The sequence below is a fragment of the Pseudoflavonifractor sp. 524-17 genome (genome assembly GCF_009935845.1).
In the GTDB taxonomy this organism is placed as follows: domain Bacteria; phylum Bacillota; class Clostridia; order Oscillospirales; family Oscillospiraceae; genus Pseudoflavonifractor_A.
Map to the genome: position 1 here is coordinate 55,024 of NZ_QWEK01000013.1, position 19,745 is coordinate 74,768.

Genomic DNA, 19,745 nt, shown 5'->3' on the forward strand with positions numbered 1-19,745 from the left:
GTCAGTCAGCGGTCCAGCAGCCAGGATTTCAGCAGGGCTGGCGCCTCCCGCAGATAGCTGTTCACCCGGGCCGGCAGATCGGTGCTGGGGGCCGCCAGAGTAGACAGGGAATAGGTTCCGCCCCACACCCGGCCGAAGAGCATGCGCACCCGGGCCAGGTGGAAGCCGTTGGATACCACCAGCACCTGCCCCATGGACGGTTCCAGTCCCTCTTCTTCCAGCAGCGCAAAGGTATAGCGCAGATTCTGCCAAGTATTCCGGGAGCGGTCCTCCATGAGCACCTGGGCGGGGTCCGCCCCGTGTGCGGTGAGGTAGTCATACATGCACTGGGCCTCGGATATATGCTCGTCTGCGCCCTTTCCCCCGGAGACCACAATGATTATGTCTGGATGGTCCTCCAAATAGTCAAGAGCGGTGTCCAGCCGGTCCCGCAGCAGCACGGACGGGCCCCAGGGCTTCACCTGGGCCCCTAGGATAATCATAATCTGGGGCTCCCCGTGGATCTCCGTCCGGTCCCCGGCGATCACCACGCCCTCAAGAATACCAAAGCATACCGCTCCCGCCGCGGCCAGACCGGCGGTGAAGATCCGCAGGGCCCGTTTCCCCCGGGCCTGGCACCGGCAGGAGGCCCCCCACAGCCCGGCCAGCACCGCCAGGCACCCCAGCGGCAGGGCGAGGAACTTGAACGCCCCGGAGGCGAGGCAATACACCAGCGCCGCCAGTACCAACATAGCTGCCGCCGGGAGAAACGGGGCGTATTTTTTTCTCATTGTGCCTCCTCCAGCGCGGCGGAGAGGGCCTCCCAGGTCTCATAGAGGCCGGTGAGCTCCGCCTCCAAAGCCTCCTTTTGGACGCACAGCGCCTGGAGGCGGACATAGTCGGTAGCGGCCTCCTCCAGCTCCCCCTCCAGGGCCTTGAGCCGCGCCTCTGCCCGGGCCACCTCCCGCTCGGCGGCGTTGACCTGCTTTTCCAGCATCTTGGTGCCGCCGGTGCGGCGGGGCTTTTCCGCCTTGGGGCTCTCTCCCTTGGAGATAACAGCCTTTGCCGCCTGCTCCTGCTGCTTTTTCCGCTCCTGGGCGGCGCGGAATTCCTCAAAGGTGCCCCGGAAATCGGTGATGGACTGATGCTCCACCATCCACACCCGGGTGGCGAACTGGTTGATGAAGTACCGGTCGTGGGAGACAAAGAGCAGCGTCCCCTCGTAGTCGGTGACCGCCTCCTCAATCCACTCCCGGGAGGCGATATCCAGGTGGTTGGTGGGCTCGTCCAGAATAAGCAGGTTGATCTTCTCATCCATCAGCATACACAGCCGCAGGCGGCTCTGCTCCCCGCCGGAGAGGGCGGATACCGGCTTGAACACGTCCTCCCCCCGGAAATTGAAGGCGGCCAGCCGGTCCCGCGCGGCCTGGGTGGTGCAGTTCTGGGCGTACAGCATGGTGTCCACCAGATTGCGCTCCGGGTGGTCAAAGTGGATAATCTGGGGGAGGTAACCGATCTTCACTGTGGGGCCGAAGCGGATTTTGCCCCCGTCGGGGAGCAGCTCATCCAAAATCAGCTTGAGGAAGGTGGACTTGCCGGCGCCGTTGTCCCCCAGCAGGGCGATGCGTTCCCCGCCCTCCACCAGAAGGTTTACCCCCTGGAAGAGGGTGCGCCCGTCAAAGCCCATCTCCAGGTCCTTGACCAGCAGTACCTCGTCCCCCTGAAAGTCCCGCTCACCGAAGCGGACCTCCAGCCGGCGGTCCTTTTTGGGCTTGTCCGTCTTGCGCAGGCGTTCAATCCGCTTTTCCATGGAGAAAGCCCGCTTGTGCAGCTTGTCGTTGCCCATGAAAGCCCACAGGTGGAGCTTGTCCGCCGCGGTCTGAAGCTGCTCGATCTTGGCCTGCTCCTTCTCGTACTGCTTTAACTTCTCCTCATAGCGGCGCTCCTTCTCCTCGGCGTAGAAGCTGTAGTTGCCGCTGTAGAATTCCGCCTTTCCCTCCTGGATCTCAATGACCCGCTTCACCACCCGGTCCAAAAACCAGCGGTCATGAGAGATGGCCAGGACGGTGCCCTTGTACCGGTCCAGATATTCCTCCAGCCACTCGGTGGCCCGCAGGTCCAGGTGGTTGGTGGGCTCGTCCAGCAGGAGGATGTCGGTTTTTTCCAAAATCAGCCGCCCCAGGTTGACCCGGGTTTTCTCTCCGCCGGACAGGGAGGAGAAGAGCTGCCGGCGCATTTCTGGGGAGATGAGCAGGCCGTTGCACACCTTGCCGCGTTCCGTGTCGGTGTCGTAGCCCCCCTCTGCCTCAAACGCGGCGGCCAGCCGATCGTACCGTCTGAGCAGCTCCGGGTCCGGATCCGCCTCCATCTGTCCGGCCAGCTGGGCCATCTCCGCCTCCATACGGCGCAGGCGATCAAACGCGGTGCCCAGCACGTCCTCTACGGTGTATTCCGGGGGATAGACCGGGATCTGGGAGATCAGGCCCATGCCCTTTCCGGGAGCGATGACGACATCTCCCTCGTCGGCGTCCAGCTCACCGGTGAGAATTTTCAGCAGGGTGGTCTTTCCCGCGCCGTTTTTCCCCAGCAGGCCCACCCGTTCCCCTTGGTCAATCTGGAAGGTGAGCCCATCCAATATTTTCTTTCCAACCTCAAACTCCTTTACCAGGTTGGATACAGCAATGTCAATCATAATGGTCCTCTTTAAATTGTAACTGTCTTTCAGGAGCCGCTGATGGGATCCGCAGCTCCTAAACTTTATTTTCTTCCGGCGCTTTGACAAAAGGCCGCGGACCTGGCACCGGTCCGCAGCCTTTTGGTCCCTTACCGCCTACGTTTCGTTGGTAATTGTCTTCAAATACTCCACCAGGTCCTCAAAGGCCATCCCCCGGGAGGCTTTGACCAAAATGGTGGTGTCCGGCCGGACGACCTCGTCCAGAATCTTGTGGGCGGCTTCCTTGCTGGGACAGTAATAGACCTGCTCCACGGTGCTTACCTTGGCCGCGTCGTAGATATGCTTTGCCAGGGCACCCACCGCCACCAGGCAGTGGATGCCGGCCTTGCCCAGGTACTCCCCCACGCCGGCGTGGAGGGCGGGGGCCAGAGAGCCCAGCTCAAACATATCCCCCAGCACCGCCACCTTAAAAGCGGATTTGCTGCTGGACAGCACCTCCACCGCCGCCCGCATGGACTGGGGATTGGCGTTGTAGGTGTCGTTGAGAATGGTAATGCCGTCGGCCCGCTGGAGGATGTTCATGCGCATTTTTGTGGGGGCGAAGTGGAGCACCCCCTCCACAATCTCCCGCTGGGAAAGGCCGAAGTGCTCGCCCACCGCCATGGCCATCAGCGTGGGGTAGATCATGTGCTCTCCCAAGGCGGGGATTTCCACCTGGCAGGTCATGCGGGGGGTCTTCACCTGGCAGAGCATGTGGCTGCTGCCGTTGCTGGCAATCTTGCTGGCCTGGTAGTCCAGCCCCTCGCCGGAGCCGCACCAGACGGTCTCCCCCGGAAGCTGGCCCGCCAGGGTGCGCAGCAGAGGGTCGTCCCCGTTGAGCACCACAAAGCAGTCCGGCTTGGCGTGGTTGAAGATCTCCCGCTTGGCCTCCAGAATTTTCTCCCGGGTGCCGAAAAACTCGATGTGGGAGTCCCCCACGTTGGTAATGAGGGCCACGTCCGGCTCCACCAGATCGGACAGATAGTCAATCTCCCCGGCGTGGTTCATCCCCAGCTCCAGCACGGCGATCTCGTGCTCCCGGTTCAGGCGCAGCAGCGTCATGGGCACGCCGATATCGTTGTTCAGGTTGCCCTCCGTCTTGAGGACGCGGAACTTCTCCCCCAGCACCGCCGCCACCATGTCCTTTGTAGTGGTTTTGCCCACGGAGCCGGTGAGGGCCACAATGGGGATATCAAACTTTTTCTTATAGTGCTTGGCCAGGTCCCGCAGGGCCCGGGAGGTGCTGGCTACCTTGATGTAGAACTTTCCCGGCTGATAGTTCTCCCGCTCCCGCTGGGTGAAACAGCCGGCGGCCCCGCCCTCCAGGGCGGAATTGATATAGGCGTGTCCGTCAAAGCGCTCGCCGGACAGGGGGATGAACAGGGAGCCGGCGTGGATGGTCCGGCTGTCGGTCTCTACCCGGGTGATCTCCCGATCCAGATCGGAGAAATCTCCCAGCATCGCGCCTCCTACAACCTCCATGATCTCTCGTACGGTGATGGCTTCCATCAAATCTCCTCCACGGGACGGCTGCGTCCCCTTTATTTTGTCTTCAGCGGCTTTCTGAAATTGATCTGCTGCGTTTCACTGCCATACCATCGGCTGACAAGGGCCGGCACGGTTTTTCGGGGCGCAAGCGGCCGCTGGCGGCGTTGTACCCGCAGGGGGTACGCCCCATCCGTAAGGCAATGAAATTGCCGGCGGCTGGACAGTCCTCGTTGCCGGGCGACAGCCCGGCTGCCTCCTCCGCCAGATAGTCATACCCCATCTCCTGGCGGTTTAAGCGGCAAATCGCTTCGATATCATCCAGCTGTTCTTATCTCCGGCTTCATAGGGGGTCTACCGCTTCTCCCGGCGGGCCTTGATGGAGGCGTCTACGATTTTCTGGCACAGGGTGTCGTAATCTATGCCTATGGCGGCGGCCTCCTGGGGCACCAAGCTCAGGGCGGTCATCCCCGGCAGGGTATTGATCTCCAAAAACCAAGGCCGGTTTTCGCTGTCCAGCACAAAGTCGCTGCGGGAGTAAGCGGTCAGTCCCAGCACCTGGTGCATCCGCCGGGCGGCGGAGCGAATTTTGGCCTCCGCCTCCCCGTCCACCTGGGCGGGGCAGACCTCCAGGGCGGCGCCGGCCTGGTATTTGTTGCGGTAGTCGTAAAACCCGCTCTTGGGGATAACCTCAATGGAGGGCAGGCTCTCCCCCTCCAGCACGCCGCAGAAGAAGTCCCGGCCTTGGATGTACTGCTCCACCAGCACCCGGGCGGCATACTTCCGGCTCTCCCGCAGGGCGGCGGACAGCTCCTCCCGGGTTTTGCAGATGTAAACCCCTACCGACGACCCGCCGTTGGGGATCTTGACCACGCAGGGCAGCTCCTCATAGGACTCCGCCTGGGCGATCTCCCCGTCCGTGAGGGAGACCGTCCGCCACTGGGGGGTCAGAATCCCCTCCGCCGCAGCCAGGCTCTTGGTATAGTTCTTATCCATAGCAATGGCGCTGCCCAGATAGCCCGACCCGGTGTAGGGGATGCCCATCATGTCGAAAGCGGCTTGAATGCGGCCGTCCTCCCCGCAGTCCCCGTGGAGGGCGTTGAAGACAATGTCCGCCATCTGGCAGGCGGCCAGCACTCCCTGACCAAAGAGGCTCTCGCTCTTGTCCCCCCGGGCGGCCCGGACAGCCTCCAGGTCGGGGACCTCCTCCTTGATGTTCTTGTCAGGCAGGGGCGGCGGCAGGCGGAAGAGGTCCGCCAGGGGGTGCGGATAGTCCTCCAGCCCCAGGAAGAGGTCCACCAGCGCCACCCGATGTCCCTTCCGGGCCAGGGCTTGGCTGATCATCACGCCGGAGGAGAAGGAGACATTGCGCTCCGTGCTCAGACCTCCCGCCAATACTAATATGTCCATAACACACCTCATGTCTATTTATAATTGGACCAATGCTTCATAGGCCCTGCTTGATAACTGGCGCAATGCCCGGCGGCGAGAGATTTTTTCGCCAGACAAGGCAAAAAACCGCAGAAATACGTTGTATCGTTCCAGATTTTTTGACGCAGTATGGGGAAAAGATCCGCCCCATGGGTGTTTTCCAGGTGTTCAAACGAACTTCAGGCGGAGGGCGGAGGCCCCAGCGCCGGCTGCTTTGAGTCTATGCATACATTCCCGATTATAACATAAGCATTTCCAATACTCAATGTTAAACGGATAAATTAGACTTTCTTTCTCACAGCCCTGCGGCTATAATGATATAAAATAACCTGACTGTGCAGCTGGATGATAATGATGAAAAAGGGGAGGAATCCATTATGAAGATTGCGTCGGCGGAGCAGATGCAGGAGATGGACCGGGCGGCAATCCGCGAACGGGGCATTCCCTCCGCCGTTCTGATGGAGCGGGCGGCTGGCGCGGTGGCCAAGGCGGCCATTGCCCTGGCGGAGCGCGGGGGAGGACATGGAGGCCGGCCCAGGCGGGCGGTGTGCTTCTGCGGCCCCGGCAACAATGGGGGAGACGGAGTGGCGGCAGCCCGCCTGCTGCTGGAGGCAGGGTGGGAGATCCGGGCTATTCTGGTGGGGCGCCGGGAAAAAATGACCCCCGACTGCCGGGAGATGGAGCGCCGGCTCAACGAGCTGGGGGGGACGTTGGAGGATTTTGCCCCCGACCGCCCCGGCTTCGCCCAGTGGTGCCTGGATGCGGATGTGATGATTGACGCCCTGTTCGGCATTGGGCTGAACAGTCCGCTGCGGGAGGACGCCCGTTTGGCAGTCCAGATGATGAACACCTGCGACGTGCCGGTGGTCTCCGCCGACATCCCCAGCGGCGTGGAGGCGGACACCGGCCGCATTCTGGGGGACAGCGTCCGGGCCGACGCCACCGTCACCTTCTCCCTGCCCAAGGCGGGGCTCTTCCTGGGGGAGGGGGGGCTGCGCTCCGGGGCGCTCACTGTGGCGGACATCGGCATCCCCCTGGATCTCCTCCTGTGGGCGGACAGCAAGCTGTCCTCGGTGAGTGCCGCCGACGTCTCCCTGCCCCGGCGGGATCGGGCCGCCCACAAGGGGGATTTTGGCCGGGTGTTTGTGCTGGGGGGCTGCGTGGGGTACTCCGGCGCGCCGGTGCTGGCCGCCCGGGCGGCGGTCCGCGCGGGGGCGGGTCTGGTGACGGTGGGCGTGCCGGAGCCGGTATGGCCGGCAGCGGCGGTCAAGCTGGACGAGGCCATGCCCCACCCCCTTCCAGCCGGCCGGACAGGAGCCCTGGCCCTGGCGGCACAGGCGCCTGTCCTGGCGTTGGCAGAGCGCTGCGGCGCCTGTCTGATTGGCCCCGGCCTGAGCCGGGATCCGGACAGTGCCCAGCTGGTCCGCCAGCTGCTGGCCGGCTTGCCCATGCCGGTCATTTTGGACGCTGACGGCATAAATGCCCTTGAGGGGCATATAGATGTGCTGGACGCCCGCCAGGACCGGCTCACCGTGCTCACCCCCCACGATGGGGAATTTGCCCGGGTGGGCGGGGATCTCAGCACCGGGGACCGGCTGGCCGCCGCCCGGGCCTTTGCCCAGGCCCACGGCTGCTGTCTGGTTCTCAAGGGCCACCGCACCATCACCGCTTTTCCCGACGCTTCCGCATTTGTCAACACCACCGGCAACCCAGGCATGGCCAAAGGGGGCAGCGGCGACGTGCTGGGCGGCGTTCTGCTGGCCCTGTTGGGCCAGGGGTTCCCCCCCCGGGAGGCCGTCCCCCTGTCGGTGTGGATCCACGGCCGGGCCGGCGACCTGTGCGCCCAGGCGATTGGGGAGTACGGCATGACCCCCTCCGACCTGATCGCCCGGCTGCCCCAGGTGCTGCGGGAGTGCGAGGGGGCCGGCCAGCCCTGTTTTTAATGCGCAGTCGGGAATACCAGCGGTTGACAAGGAGGAACTGCCGTGCGCCATCGTTGGATGTATGTACCGATGATAACCCTGTGCCTGCTGCTCTCCGCCTGCGGCGGGGGCAGTGGAGGAGGACAGGCGGAGGAACTGGCTTTGGGGATCCGGGCCGAGTACCTGGCCGCGGACCGCTGCGCCGCCCAGGCGGAGATTATCGCCGACTACGGCCAGAGAGTGTATCAGTACGCCTTGGACGTGGATTGGGCCAGAGAGGGGGTGAGTACCCTTACCATCACCGCGCCGGAGGAGGTCGCCGGCGTCACCGCCCGCCTTCAGACGGGGGAGACCGCCCTGGAGTACGACGGGGTGCGGGTGGAGACCGGCCCGCTCAATCCCGAGGGACTCAGCCCCATGGACGCCGTCCCCGCCCTGTTCACCGCTGCCCGGGAGGGATTTCTGGCCCAGTGTACCTTGGAGTCCACCCAGGAGGGGCTCACCGTTCTCCACACCGTCATCCGTGACCCGGACGCCGCCCCAGGCGCCGGGACGGAGGTACAGCTCTGGTTCCACGGGGACACCCATGCCCTCCTCCGGGGGGAAATCAGCCAGGACGGCTTTACCGTCATCCAGTGCGTATTCCACCAGTTTGTCCTTACGCCCGCCCCGGCTTGACAGCACTTTTTTCCTCTTATATAATTTCTGAGGAGATAGGATGGAAAGCGGGAGGTGCAGTTTGGGGGAGGGAAAGCGGATTGGTCTGGTATTCGCCGGCGGCGGGGGAAAGGGCGCTTATCAGATCGGCGTGTGGAAAGCCCTGCGGCAGCTTGGGCTGGAGGAGCAGGTGACTGCGGTATCCGGCACGTCAGTAGGGGCGCTGAACGCGGCCCTTTTCGTCCAGGGGGACCTGGAGCGGGCGGTCCAGGTGTGGACTGAGCTCACCCCCACCCGCGTACTGCGGGGCAACAGCCCCCAGATGGAGCGGCTGGAGGAGCTGGCGGACCTGATGGGGCGCTGCCAAGGGGGCATCTGCCCCAAGGAGATCCCCGCCATGCTGCGGGAGATGGGACCGAAGCTGGCGGAGCTGTCCGTGCCGCCGGCGGCGCTGACACTGTCCGGGGCGTGGCGGGCCCTGTTCCGGGGGGGCGGGGCGCTGATCCCCTTTGCCCGGAGCGCCCTGGCGGCGGGGGCCTTCTCTCAGGGCGGCCTGAGAGAGATTGTGGACAGCGCCCTGGACGGGGAGAAGATCGCCCGTTCTGCCGTCCACAGCTACGCCGCCTGCTGTAAGATTCCCGATCTGAAACCCCAGTACTTCCCCCTGTGGGGGGAGAGCGAGGAGCGCGTGGCGGAGATTTTGCTGGCTTCCGCGGCCCTTCCCATGATCTTCCCCCTCAGCCGGGTGGGGAAGGGGTTTTACTGGGACGGCGGGATTCCCGGCGTGGGGGACAATGTGCCGGTTCGGCCCTTGGCGGAGCGGGAGAGCTGCAATACCATTGTAGCGGTGCATCTGTCCGGGGAGCGCTACGTGAATCCGGACCAGTACCCAGACCTGGAGATCCACAATATCATTCCCTCCCGGGATTTGGGAAAGGTGCTCACCGGTACGCTGGACTTTTCCGGAACCCACGCCCGGCAGCGGATGGAGCTGGGAGAGGTGGACGCCTACGAGGCCCTGGCGGACTGGTAAATTCCGTGTTCTGAAAAGGAGGCGGACCCCTTGGAGCGGGTGGCGGCGGTATTTGAGCAGGAGCGGACGGCCCAGAAGATCAAACGGCTGGTAGAAAGCGCCGGGGGGCGGCAGGTCCTGTGCTGCGCCACCGCCGCCGAGGCCCGGCTGCTGCTGGCCCGGCAGCGGGTGGCGGCGGTGGTGTGCGGGTATAAGTTCCCGGACGGCACGGCGGAGGAGCTGTTTTTTGACCTGCGGGACGGCCCGGGGATGCTGCTGCTGGCGCCGGAGCATCTTCTGGTGCTGTGCCGGGACAGCCCGGGCCTGTTCAAGCGGTCCACCCCCCTGCGCCGGTCAGACGTGCTGGACGGCGTGGGGGAGGCCGTGCGCTGGGGAAACCAGCTCCGCCGCCCGGCGGCGGAGGCGGAGCTTATCCGCCGGGCCAAGGAGTGGCTGATGGAGCGATATGGGATGGATGAAGAAACCGCCCACCGGGCGCTGCAAAAGCGAAGCATGGACCAGGGGCTCCGTCTGGCTCAGACCGCCCGGGACCTCTTGGAGCGGGCGGCGGGGATTGCCCTCTTTTAAGGAACCGCTGAACCGATTCTGTACAGGCGGATGGAGCGGAAGCAGCGGTTCCTCAAAGGAGGGACGCTTGTGAAGTTCACGAAAATGCAGGGTCTGGGCAACGACTATGTCTACCTGGACTGCACAAAGGAGACCCCCAAAAATCTGCCGGAGCTGGCGGTGCGGATGTCCCGCCGGGGCTTTGGCGTGGGGGCGGACGGCTTAATCTGTATTTGCCCCTCTTCTCAGGCAGATGTGAAAATGCGCATGTTCAACGCCGACGGATCCGAGGGGGAGATGTGCGGCAACGGCATCCGCTGCGTGGGGAAATTTGTGTACGACAAGGGATTGGTGCCCAAGCGGGAGCTGACAGTGGAGACCTTGGCCGGAATAAGGCGGCTGTGGCTCCAGACGGAGGGCGGACAGGTCGCCGCAGCCACCGTGGATATGGGAGAGCCGGCGGTGGCGCCGGAGCAGATTCTGGAGGTGGGGGAGGCCGCTTATCGGGTGACGCCGGTGTCCGTGGGCAACCCCCACGCGGTGGTCTTTTGGGACGGGATTGAGCGTATGGCGCTAAAAACCCTGGGGCCTCAGTTTGAGCGCCACCCCGCCTTTCCCAACCGGACAAACGCAGAGTTTGTGGAAGTAGCCTCCCCCAACCACCTGCGTGTGCGGGTGTGGGAGCGGGGAAGCGGGGAGACTTTGGCCTGCGGCACCGGGGCGTGCGCTGCGCTGGCCGCGGCGGTGTCCGCCGGGCGGGCCCGGCGGGAGGCGGTGGTCAGTCTCCCCGGCGGCGATCTCAGGATTTTCTGGCCGAAAGATAAGGAAATTTATATGACCGGTCCGGCTGTGACCGTATACGAAGGAGAGTATGACAATGGTTCAGATCAATGAAAACTTTTTAAAGCTGCCTGGGAGCTATCTGTTTTCTGAAATTGCCCGGCGGGTGGCGGCGTACAGCGAGGCCAACCCAGAGCGGAAACTCATCCGGCTGGGCATCGGCGACGTGACCCGCCCCCTGCCGCCGGCGGTGACCGCCGCCATGCACGCCGCGGTGGACGACATGGCGGACGCGGGACGCTTCCACGGCTACGGGCCGGAGCAGGGGTATGCGTTTGTGCGCAATGCCATCGCGGAGAAGGACTACCAGGCCAGAGGGGTGAATATCCAGCCGGAGGAGATTTTTGTCTCCGATGGGGCCAAGAGCGACTGCGGCAACATCGTGGATCTCTTCGGCCCGGACAACAAGGTGGCGGTGTGCGATCCGGTCTACCCGGTGTACGTGGACACCAACGCCATGTCCGGCCGGGCGGGGGACTTCGATGAGGAGGCGGGCAAATGGACCAATCTGGTCTACATGCCCTGTACGGCGGAAAACGGCTTTCTGCCGGAGCTGCCCCAGGAGCCGGTGGACATGATCTACCTCTGCTTCCCCAACAACCCCACCGGCGGCGCGGCCACCCGGGATCAGCTCAAGCCCTGGGTGGATTACGCCAACCGGACCGGGGCGGTGATCCTGTTCGACTCGGCCTATGAGGCGTTCATCACCCGGCCCGGCGTGCCCCACTCCATCTTTGAGATCCCTGGGGCGGAGACCTGCGCCATTGAGTTTCGCTCCTTCTCCAAGACTGCCGGGTTCACCGGCACCCGCTGCGCTTATACGGTGGTGCCCAAGGCCCTGGAGCGGGGAGGCGCCAGCCTGAACGCCATGTGGAACCGCCGCCAGTGTACCAAGTTCAACGGCGTGCCCTATATAGTTCAGCGGGGTGCAGAGGCGGTATACACCCCGGAAGGGCAGACCCAGGTGCGGGAGATGATTGCCTGCTACCAAAACAACGCAAAAATTATCCGGGACGGCCTGGCTGCCGCCGGCCTTACTGTGTCCGGGGGGGTGGATTCCCCCTATGTGTGGGCCCGCACCCCGGATGGTATGGGCTCCTGGGAGTTCTTTGACCGGCTGCTCACCCAGGCCAACGTGGTCACTACCCCCGGCGCGGGCTTCGGCCCCAGCGGGGAGGGGTACATCCGCCTCACCGGCTTTGGCGAGACTGGGGCCACCCGGGAGGCCGTGGAGCGGATCAAACAGATTCTGTAACGGCAGGCTTGAAGCCAAGGGGCGGGGCGTTCCCGCCCCTGTTTCATACACATACAGAAGAGAGGGGAGCGCATATGGGGGTGCGGCTGACAGAGGAGCAGCGGGCTGTAGTGGAGAACCGCGGGGGAACGCTGCTGGTATCGGCGGCGGCCGGCTCCGGCAAGACCCGGGTGCTGGTAGAGCGCCTGCTGGACCGGGTGGAGCGGGAGGGGCTGGATGTGGACCAGTTTCTCATTATTACCTATACCAATGCGGCGGCGGCGGAGCTGCGGGCCCGGATTGTGGAGGAGATCGGCCAGCGCCTGGCGGGCCGGCCGGAGGACGGCCACCTGCGGCGGCAGTCCACCCTGGTCTACAAGGCGCAGATATCCACTATCCATGCCTTCTGCGCCCAGCTGCTCCGGGAGCAGGGCCACCTGCTGGACATAAATCCGGATTTTCGTCTGCTGGACGAGAGCGAGGCCGTCCTCATCATGGGGGAGGTGCTCACCGATGTGCTGGAAAAGCGCTATGAGACGATTGCCCCGGGTGATGACTTTACGCAGCTGGTGGACACCATGTCTGCCGGGCGGGACGACAGCCGTCTGGCCCAAATTGTGCTGCATATCCGAAACAAAGTGCAGAGCCACCCACGTCCGGAGCGGTGGCTGGCCCGGCAGGAGGCCGCTTTCGCCCTGGAGGGCATCTCCGAGGCGGGGGAGACGGCGTGGGGCCGTCTGCTGCTGGAGGACGCCGCCCGGCAGGCGGGCTACTGGCTGGGGCAGATGACCCGGGCGCTGGACCTGTGCGCCTGCGATGAGGCGGTTGAGCGCAACTACGCCCCCAGTCTCTGCGCCACCATAGCGGGCCTGCAGGCCCTCCTGGCGGGGACAAAGCAGGGCTGGGACCAGACCCGAGCCGCGCTTCCCATCCCGTTTCCCACCCCGGGGCGAAAAAGCGCGCCGGCGGATCTGCCGGAATTTTTGCAGATAAAAGAACTGCGGGCCCGGTGCAAAAAGCGGATGGAAAAGCTGGCGGAGGGCTTTGCCGACCCAAGCCAGGCCCTTCTGGAGGATCTGGCGGCGGTGCGCCCGGCGGTGCGGGGGCTGTTTGCCCTGGTGACGGACTTTGAGGCTGCCTACCAGGCGGAAAAGCAGCGCCGGGGCGTGCTGGACTTCTCCGACCTGGAGCATATGGCGGTGGCCCTGCTGGCGGACGGGGAGGGCCCCACCCCCCTTGCGGAGCAGCTGTCTGTCCGCTTTGACGAGATCATGGTGGACGAGTACCAGGACACCAACGAGGTGCAGAACGCCATCTTTTCCGCCCTGTCCCAGAGGGGGCGCAATCTCTTCCTGGTGGGGGATGTGAAGCAGTCTATCTACCGGTTCCGCCTGGCGGACCCCACGATTTTTTTGGAGAAATACCGCCGCTTTCGTCCGGCGGCAGAGGCGGGAGAGGGAGAGGCGCGGCGGATGATCCTCTCCAAAAACTTCCGCTCTCAGGAGCAGATTTTGGAGGGCGCCAATTTCCTCTTCCGCAATTTGATGAGCGAGGAGCTGGGGGAGATGGACTACCGGGCGGAGGAGGCGCTCTACACCGGCGGTACGCTGCCTTGGCGGGAGGCATGCGCCGTGGAGCTGGACGCCCTGGACCTGTCGGAGGGCGGGGACGAGGGGGAGGCTCAGCCGGAGGAGCAGGCCGCCAAAGTGTCCAAGGACCTCCAGGAAGCCCGGTCCGCCGCCAGGCGGATCCGGCAGCTTTTGGACGAGGGCTTCCCCGTCTCCGATGGGGCGGGAGGGCTGCGGCCGGTGCGCAGCGGGGATATTGTAATTTTGATGCGCTCCCCAGGGGGCGTGCTTCACCACTATGCCCGGGCCCTAGGGGAGCGGGGCATCCCCTGGGAGGCGGAGGGCAGCGGGGATTTCTTTGACGCCACAGAAGTGCAGGTGGCGCTGTCCCTGCTGCAGATTATCGACAACCCCCGGCAGGATGTACCTCTGATCTCCGTGCTGCGCTCACCGGTATACGGCTTCAGCGCCGACGCCCTGTCCCTGCTCCGGGCGGGCTGTCCCGAGGGAGATTTTTACGACGCCCTTGCCGCCGGGGCGGCGGCGGGGGACGGGGACAGCGCCGCCTTCCTGGCCGAGCTGGAGGAGCTGCGCTTCGGTACCGTGGACCGGAGCTGCTACCAGCTGATCTGGCACCTGTACGACCGCACCAGCCTGATGGGGATTTTTGGCGCCATGGCGGACGGAGAAACCCGCCAGGCCAACCTGCTGCTCCTGTCCGAGCTGGCCCGGAAGTTTGAGGGAGCAGGGCACCGGGGGCTGTTTGGATTTTTGTCTTACCTGACCCGCCTGCGGGAACAGGGGAAGCGGATTGCCCCGCCCAGCACCGGTTCCGGCGGGGAGGGCGTGCGCATTCTGACCATCCACCGCTCCAAGGGGCTGGAGTTCCCGGTGGTGCTGTTGTGCGGGCTGTCCCGCCGGCTCAACCGGGAGGACACCATGCGGCCCATTCTGTTCCATCCCAAGCTGGGGGTGGGACCCAAGCGGCTGGACACGGAGCGAATGGTGGAGTACCCCACGTTGGCCCGGCAGGCGGTGGCCCGGCAGGTGGAGTACGAGATGATGGCGGAGGAGCTGCGGCTGCTCTACGTGGCGGTGACCCGGGCAAAGGAGAAGCTGATCCTATCCGTAGCCCTCACCGGCGGGGGAAGGGACGTCGCAAAGCTGGTCTCGGACGCGGGCTGTCCCGTGGAGCCCCAGGCCCTGGCGGGGTGCCAGACGGTGGGACAGTGGGTGCTGCTGGCCGTCCTGGCCCGGCCGGAGGCACATCCCTTATTCACTGCTGCTGGGGCGGAGGCACTGCCCCACGTTGGGGCCCAGTTCGGCCCGCCCTGGGATATCCGCTGGGTGAAGGGCGCCGCCCTGTCCCGGCCACCGTTGGAACGGCGGGTGGAGGAGCCGGGAGAGGAGGAGTCCCCCGCCGGCCCGGAGCTGGCAGCCCGGCTGTCCTGGACTTACCCCCACAGCGGCGATGTAGAGCTGCCCTCCAAGCTGACAGCAACCCAGCTCAAGGGGAGAAATCTGGATGACGAGGTGGCGGAGGACACCTATCCGGCTGCGGCCGGTGCAGTTCCACAGGAGACCCGTCCAACCCTGCGCCGTCCCCGGTTCGCGGAGGAGGAATTCGGCCTCACTCCCGCCCAGAAGGGCACCGCCCTCCACCTGGCCATGCAGTTTATCGACTTTCAGCAGACGGGCTCCGCCGCCCAGGTGAGCCGGGAGGTGGAGCGCCTGGTGCGCAGCGCTTTTCTGACCCCGGAGCAGGGGAAGGCGGTGGATGTGAAGCGGATTGCCGCCTTTTTCGCCTCCCCTCTGGGGCGGGAGGTACGCCAATCCCCCACCCTGCGGCGGGAGTTCAAATTCTCCCTGTTGACCCCGGCGGCGGACTACTTTCCGGGGGCGGGCGCGGGGGAACAGGTCTTGCTTCAGGGGGTCATCGACTGCTTTTTTGAGACGCTGGAGGGGATTACCGTGGTGGACTTCAAAACCGACCAGGTGCGCAGAGAGAATCTTGCCGCCCGGGCGGCGGAGTACCGCCCCCAGCTCATGGCCTACGGCCGGGCGCTGGAGGAGATCACCGGCCGGCCGGTGGTCCGCCGGGTGCTGTGGTTCTTTGCCCAGAATGCCGGGATTGAGGTGTGACTCCTCTGACTGACTGCACAAAACAGAGGTTTCTATTGCGAAAAATATAGACAAATTGACGGAAACATGCTATAATAAAGTAACCCGCCAGATGGAATATGTGGGGAGGTAGCCTTATGAAACATGTTGTGATTTCCATCAGCCGTCAGTATGGATCCGGCGGCCGGCTTGTGGCCCAGAGACTCTCTGAGGTACTGAACATTCCCTTTTATGACAAGGAGATCATCCAGAAGGTGTCCAAGGAGACCGGCCTGACGGAGCAGTATATCCGTCAGATGGAGAGCAAGCCTACCGGCAGCTTTATCTTTGACCTGTACAGCATGACCCAGACCATGCCCCTGCCGGATCAGGTGTTTATCGCCCAGTCCAGGATCATCAAGGAGGCGGCGATGCAGGGTCCCTGTGTGATTGTGGGCCGGTGCTCCGACTATGTACTGGACGAATTTCCCAGCTGTCTGCGGGTATTTGTCTCCGCCCCCATGGCGGAGCGGGTCCGCCGGGTGAGGGAGACTTATCAGGTAGAGGCGGTCCACATGGAGAACCATATCAACCGCCAGGACCGGTACCGGGCCTCCTATTACAGCCACTTTGCCGGGAAAAAGTGGGGAGATATGTCCAACTATGATCTGTGCGTCAACACCCGTATTGGCGTAGAGCAAGCGGTAAAAGTCATCCAAACTGCCGCCCTGTCCCTGGATGGGGAGCTAAGCGGGAAATAAAAAAGGCCCTCCAGCCGCGGCTGGAGGGCCTTTTTGCAGGGAAGCTCAAGAGGTGCTGTGGCATACCCGGCGGTTATGCCCTACGGATTCCCGCCATCGGAGGGTTCTTGCGGGGGCTGCTGCTCTAAGCTGCGCCAGAACGCCTGATTCTTGACGGAGGGAAGATAGCGGATGCGGTCCCCGCCGCGCCCCTCCTCGAAGTGGCAGGCGGCGGCGTAGTCGCACCACTGGCAGGCATTGTGCTCCGGACCCCGCCAGAAGGGATCGGCGGCGATATTGCCGGCGGCCAGTTCCTGCGCAATGGCGTGCAGGGTAGTGTTGATGTGCCGCTCCAGCCGGCCCAAACGCGCGGCGGAGACCAGCGCGTCGCCGGAGATGGCCCCGGTCTTGGAGGATACCCGCACCGGGAGAAAACGGATGCCCTCCGGCCCCGGATGTTCCATGGCGGACAGAACCTCCGGGTCATCCAGAATCAGGCCCCGCCGCTTGAGCTCCGCGTCCACCGCCTGCCGCCGCTGCGCCTGGGTCATAGAGCGGCTGCCCTTGATTACTGCGTCCCGAGCGGGGAGATAGACCACGCCGGCAGGGGCAATCTCCCGCTGAAAATACATCCGGCCCTCTTCCTTGAGGGTAAAGAGGTAAAGCAGCATCTGAAGACCCAGGCCGTTCCAGATGTCTGTGAGATCAAAGGATTTCCGTCCGGTCTTGTAGTCTACTACCCGCAGATAGAGCTTGCCGTCCTTGATCCAGCCGTCTACCCGGTCCACAAAGCCGGAGACACTGACGGTCACTCCGCCGGCGGTGAGCTGGATGGGAGGCAGATCTTTGTCCCGGCCAAAGCCCAGCTCGAAGGCGATGGGCTGGAAGTCAGAGGCGGACAGCTCGTCCACCACATTGTCCACTACCGCGTAAATTGACTTGAGTAGCCGCCGGAAGAGATAGCGGAAGCGGGGGGTCTCCTGTTCCAGTCCGCCCAGCTCCTGGGTGGTGTAACGGTCCACCGTCTCCCGTACCAGGGCGTGAAGCGCGTCTGGGTCCACCGGCTTGGGAATGGGGACAGTCCCGTCCTGGGTGAGCGTTTTCAGCACATGCTCCAGCACATAGTGGACAAAGGTGCCGTATTCCGGGGCGCGAAAGCCGGCGGCCTGACGGGCTTTGGCTTTCAGGCCGTACTGCATGAAGTAGGAGAAGTGGCAGGACTTATACTTGTCCATCCGGGAGGCGGACATGGGGACCAGATGACCATACAGAGCCTGAACGGCCCGGGGGGAGAGATGCCCCCGCTCCAGGGCGGCGGCCCGCTCCATCCGGGCGACCAGGGGGGCGTATTGGGGGAACTGGAGGAGAACGGCGCGCACAGCGGGAAACCGTCCGACCTGTTCCAGCGCGGGATGTGGGGCGGCCAGGCGAAACGCGCCCATCAGCTGCGCCTCACGCACAGGGCGCAGGCCGGGGAACAGGCCGCACAGCCGGCCAACCAGAAAGGCGGGCCGGCGTTCCTCCCCCTGCGTGCCGGCGGCGGGCCAGCTGATGGACAGATGCCGGTCCGGCAGCGCCAAGGTTTCGTAAATAATGGTCATCTCCCGGTAGAGCTTGCCTGACAGGGCGGGGGCCAGCTCCAGCCCGTAGGAGGCGAGCAGGCTCCGGTCGTCGTCGTTGAGCAGGCCGGGGGAGGGGGCGGCCTGGGGAATACTGGCGTCGTCGCACCCCAGCAGGAAGAGGGCGCGGCAGGATTTATGGGCCAGCCGGGGCATCTCGCCGGCGTTGACCCGGTCCAGAGAGACGGGAATGGCGCCCACGCTGTATTGGGAGAGCACCAGAGAAAACAGCCGGGCGAACTCCTCCTGCTCCATGGGCAGGCCGTCCAGAATGCGGGCGCACTGCTCCAAAGCGCCGCAGAGGATGTCCCACAGCTGGCGGTATTCGTCGGCTAAGGCGGGCGCACCCCGCCGGCGCAGGGCCTCCTCCCGCTCCGCCAGGCGCTGGGGCAGGCCGATGTCCTCCATGAACAGATACAGGGCGATGCTTCGTCCCCGTCCGGTGGGCTCCACCCCGGTGCGCAGCCGTTCCAGCGGGGTGACAACCTTCCGCCGCAGGGCGTTGATTTGTGCCAGCAGGGCGGTGTGGCGCTCCTCCCAGGGCAGGCCGTAGCCCTCTGGGTGCATGGTCCAGTCCCCGGTCTGGGTCCATTTGCTGCCCCGGATGTCCCACTTTAAGACGTAGTTTTCCAAAAGATCCCGCTCCTCATCGGTGAGGCTGGTAAGTCCGGTTTTGAGACAGCGGAACAGATCCTCATACCGGTACCCGCCGGCTACCGTATCCAGGGCGGCGGTGATGAGGGCCAGGACAGGTTTTTGTAAAATATCGCTCATCTGTCCCAGAAAGACGGGGACGCCGTACCGGGAAAAGACAGTCTCAATGAGGGGGCCGTAGGTCTCCATAGACCGGGCGGTGACGGCAATGTCCCGGAAGCGCAGGCCCTCCTCCCGGACCAGGCGGAGGATTTCTGCCGCGGCATACTCAACCTCAGAGTAGGGGGCGGCGGCCTCATAGAGGGATAATCCCTCCCAGCCGGCGGAGTGGGGGACAGGGCAGGGGGAGAAGAGCTGCGCCTCCACCGCGGCCAGGGAGGGAGCCTTGTCCCGGCTGGGCTGGGAGAGGACCTCTTCCTGGACGGGGATGCGGCGGTTCTGGGCCAAACGGATCAGCTGCCGGGCGGTGCGCCGGGCAGGGGAGAAAATGCCGCAGCCCCCGTCGGTCTCTTCCAGATGGTCGCAGGTGAGCGCCACAGTGACAGAGGCGGCCTGGCAGAGCAGAGCGTCGATTACCTCCCGCTCCTGGGGCGTGAAGTCGGTAAAGCCGTCCAGATAGAAGTCCATCCCCGCTCCCCAGCGGCTGTCCAGCAGGGCCTGAGCCAGCCGGGTGATCCGGTCCCGGGGATCGGCTCCCTGCTGGGCGGTGAGCGCCTCATAGGCGCCGTAGATCAGAGAGATGTCCCGCAGCTTGTCCCCCTCGCCGCCGGGGGCGTCCTCCCCGGCAATCCAGAGCTGCCGTGCCGAGACGCAGCAGGTCTTCAGCTCGTCCACCGTGGACAGCAGGCCGGAGAGAAACGCCGGTTTGCGGGAGGGACGCCGGTATAAAGTGAGCTGATCAGATACGTTTTTCAGGGCGGTGTACATCAACAGCAGCCGGCCGCCGGCGTCCAGCGTGGGGGCGGCCAGCCCGCCGTGGACGGAGAAGACCCGCCCGGCCAGCCGGGTGAAAGAGAGGACTTCCCCATACCGGGCAGCCTGGTTGCCGGCCAGGGCGCACAGACGCCGCTCGCTGTCATGGGAGTGCTGCTCCGGTACAATGAGTACCTGGGGCCGCCGGTCCCCGCTGTCTCTGATGCGGCGGAGCAGATGGGTAGACTTGCCGGTTCCGGACCGGCCAAGCAGCAGTGTCAGCATGGCCATTCCTCCTTATGTAACGAGAAG

13 protein-coding genes are annotated in these 19,745 nt (G+C 64.5%); 8 read left to right on the forward strand and 5 right to left on the reverse strand.

Features of this window, described 5'->3' with window-relative positions; translation table 11 throughout:
* Positions 1 to 5 precede the first annotated feature (5 nt).
* The 4 genes from D1159_RS05235 to D1159_RS05250 form a co-directional block, all read right to left on the reverse strand.
* Positions 6 to 770 (reverse strand): YdcF family protein, encoded by a 765-nt coding sequence (locus D1159_RS05235; protein WP_243152120.1) that lies wholly within the window; start codon positions 768 to 770, stop codon positions 6 to 8.
* Positions 767 to 2,671, reverse strand: coding sequence for a ribosomal protection-like ABC-F family protein (abc-f, locus tag D1159_RS05240; protein ID WP_161844631.1), 1,905 nt, complete (start codon positions 2,669 to 2,671; stop codon positions 767 to 769). The genes D1159_RS05235 and abc-f overlap by 4 nt, the downstream gene beginning before the upstream one ends.
* Before the next feature lie 138 nt (positions 2,672 to 2,809).
* On the reverse strand, positions 2,810 to 4,201 hold the full coding sequence (gene murF / locus D1159_RS05245; protein ID WP_161844632.1) for a UDP-N-acetylmuramoyl-tripeptide--D-alanyl-D-alanine ligase: 1,392 nt from the start codon (positions 4,199 to 4,201) through the stop codon (positions 2,810 to 2,812).
* A gap of 330 nt (positions 4,202 to 4,531) precedes the next feature.
* Positions 4,532 to 5,587 carry a D-alanine--D-alanine ligase gene (locus D1159_RS05250; protein ID WP_161844633.1) on the reverse strand — a complete coding sequence of 352 codons (1,056 nt, stop codon included), beginning with the start codon at positions 5,585 to 5,587 and terminating at the stop codon, positions 4,532 to 4,534.
* 398 nt (positions 5,588 to 5,985) lie between these two features.
* On the opposite strand from D1159_RS05250, the gene D1159_RS05255 reads away from it, so the two are divergent.
* The 8 genes from D1159_RS05255 to D1159_RS05290 all read left to right on the forward strand — a co-directional run bounded on the left by D1159_RS05255 (position 5,986) and on the right by D1159_RS05290 (position 16,269).
* A complete protein-coding gene (locus tag D1159_RS05255) occupies positions 5,986 to 7,551 on the forward strand; it encodes an NAD(P)H-hydrate dehydratase (RefSeq protein WP_161844634.1) in 1,566 nt (521 codons plus the stop codon).
* 42 nt (positions 7,552 to 7,593) lie between these two features.
* A complete protein-coding gene (locus D1159_RS05260) occupies positions 7,594 to 8,208 on the forward strand; it encodes a hypothetical protein (protein WP_347563635.1) in 615 nt (204 codons plus the stop codon).
* Positions 8,209 to 8,269: 61 nt separating this feature from the next.
* Positions 8,270 to 9,220, forward strand: coding sequence for a patatin-like phospholipase family protein (locus D1159_RS05265; RefSeq protein WP_161844635.1), 951 nt, complete (start codon positions 8,270 to 8,272; stop codon positions 9,218 to 9,220).
* Between the two features lie 39 nt (positions 9,221 to 9,259).
* A complete protein-coding gene (locus tag D1159_RS05270) occupies positions 9,260 to 9,787 on the forward strand; it encodes an ANTAR domain-containing protein (RefSeq protein WP_347563636.1) in 528 nt (175 codons plus the stop codon).
* A 69-nt stretch (positions 9,788 to 9,856) separates the two neighbouring features.
* A complete protein-coding gene (gene dapF / locus D1159_RS05275; protein ID WP_161844637.1) occupies positions 9,857 to 10,660 on the forward strand; it encodes a diaminopimelate epimerase in 804 nt (267 codons plus the stop codon).
* Positions 10,644 to 11,861 (forward strand): LL-diaminopimelate aminotransferase, encoded by a 1,218-nt coding sequence (locus D1159_RS05280; RefSeq protein WP_161844638.1) that lies wholly within the window; start codon positions 10,644 to 10,646, stop codon positions 11,859 to 11,861. Before dapF ends, D1159_RS05280 begins: the two co-directional genes overlap by 17 nt.
* Before the next feature lie 74 nt (positions 11,862 to 11,935).
* Positions 11,936 to 15,550, forward strand: a complete 3,615-nt coding sequence (gene addA, locus D1159_RS05285) for a helicase-exonuclease AddAB subunit AddA (protein ID WP_161844639.1) — start codon at positions 11,936 to 11,938, stop codon at positions 15,548 to 15,550.
* 116 nt (positions 15,551 to 15,666) lie between these two features.
* On the forward strand, positions 15,667 to 16,269 hold the full coding sequence (locus tag D1159_RS05290; protein ID WP_161844640.1) for a cytidylate kinase-like family protein: 603 nt from the start codon (positions 15,667 to 15,669) through the stop codon (positions 16,267 to 16,269).
* Between the two features lie 80 nt (positions 16,270 to 16,349).
* Here D1159_RS05290 and D1159_RS05295 read toward each other — a convergent pair whose 3' ends face one another.
* The gene (locus D1159_RS05295) at positions 16,350 to 19,718 is read right to left on the reverse strand and encodes a PD-(D/E)XK nuclease family protein (protein WP_161844641.1); all 3,369 of its coding nucleotides are present in this window, start codon (positions 19,716 to 19,718) and stop codon (positions 16,350 to 16,352) included.
* Positions 19,719 to 19,745 lie beyond the last annotated feature (27 nt).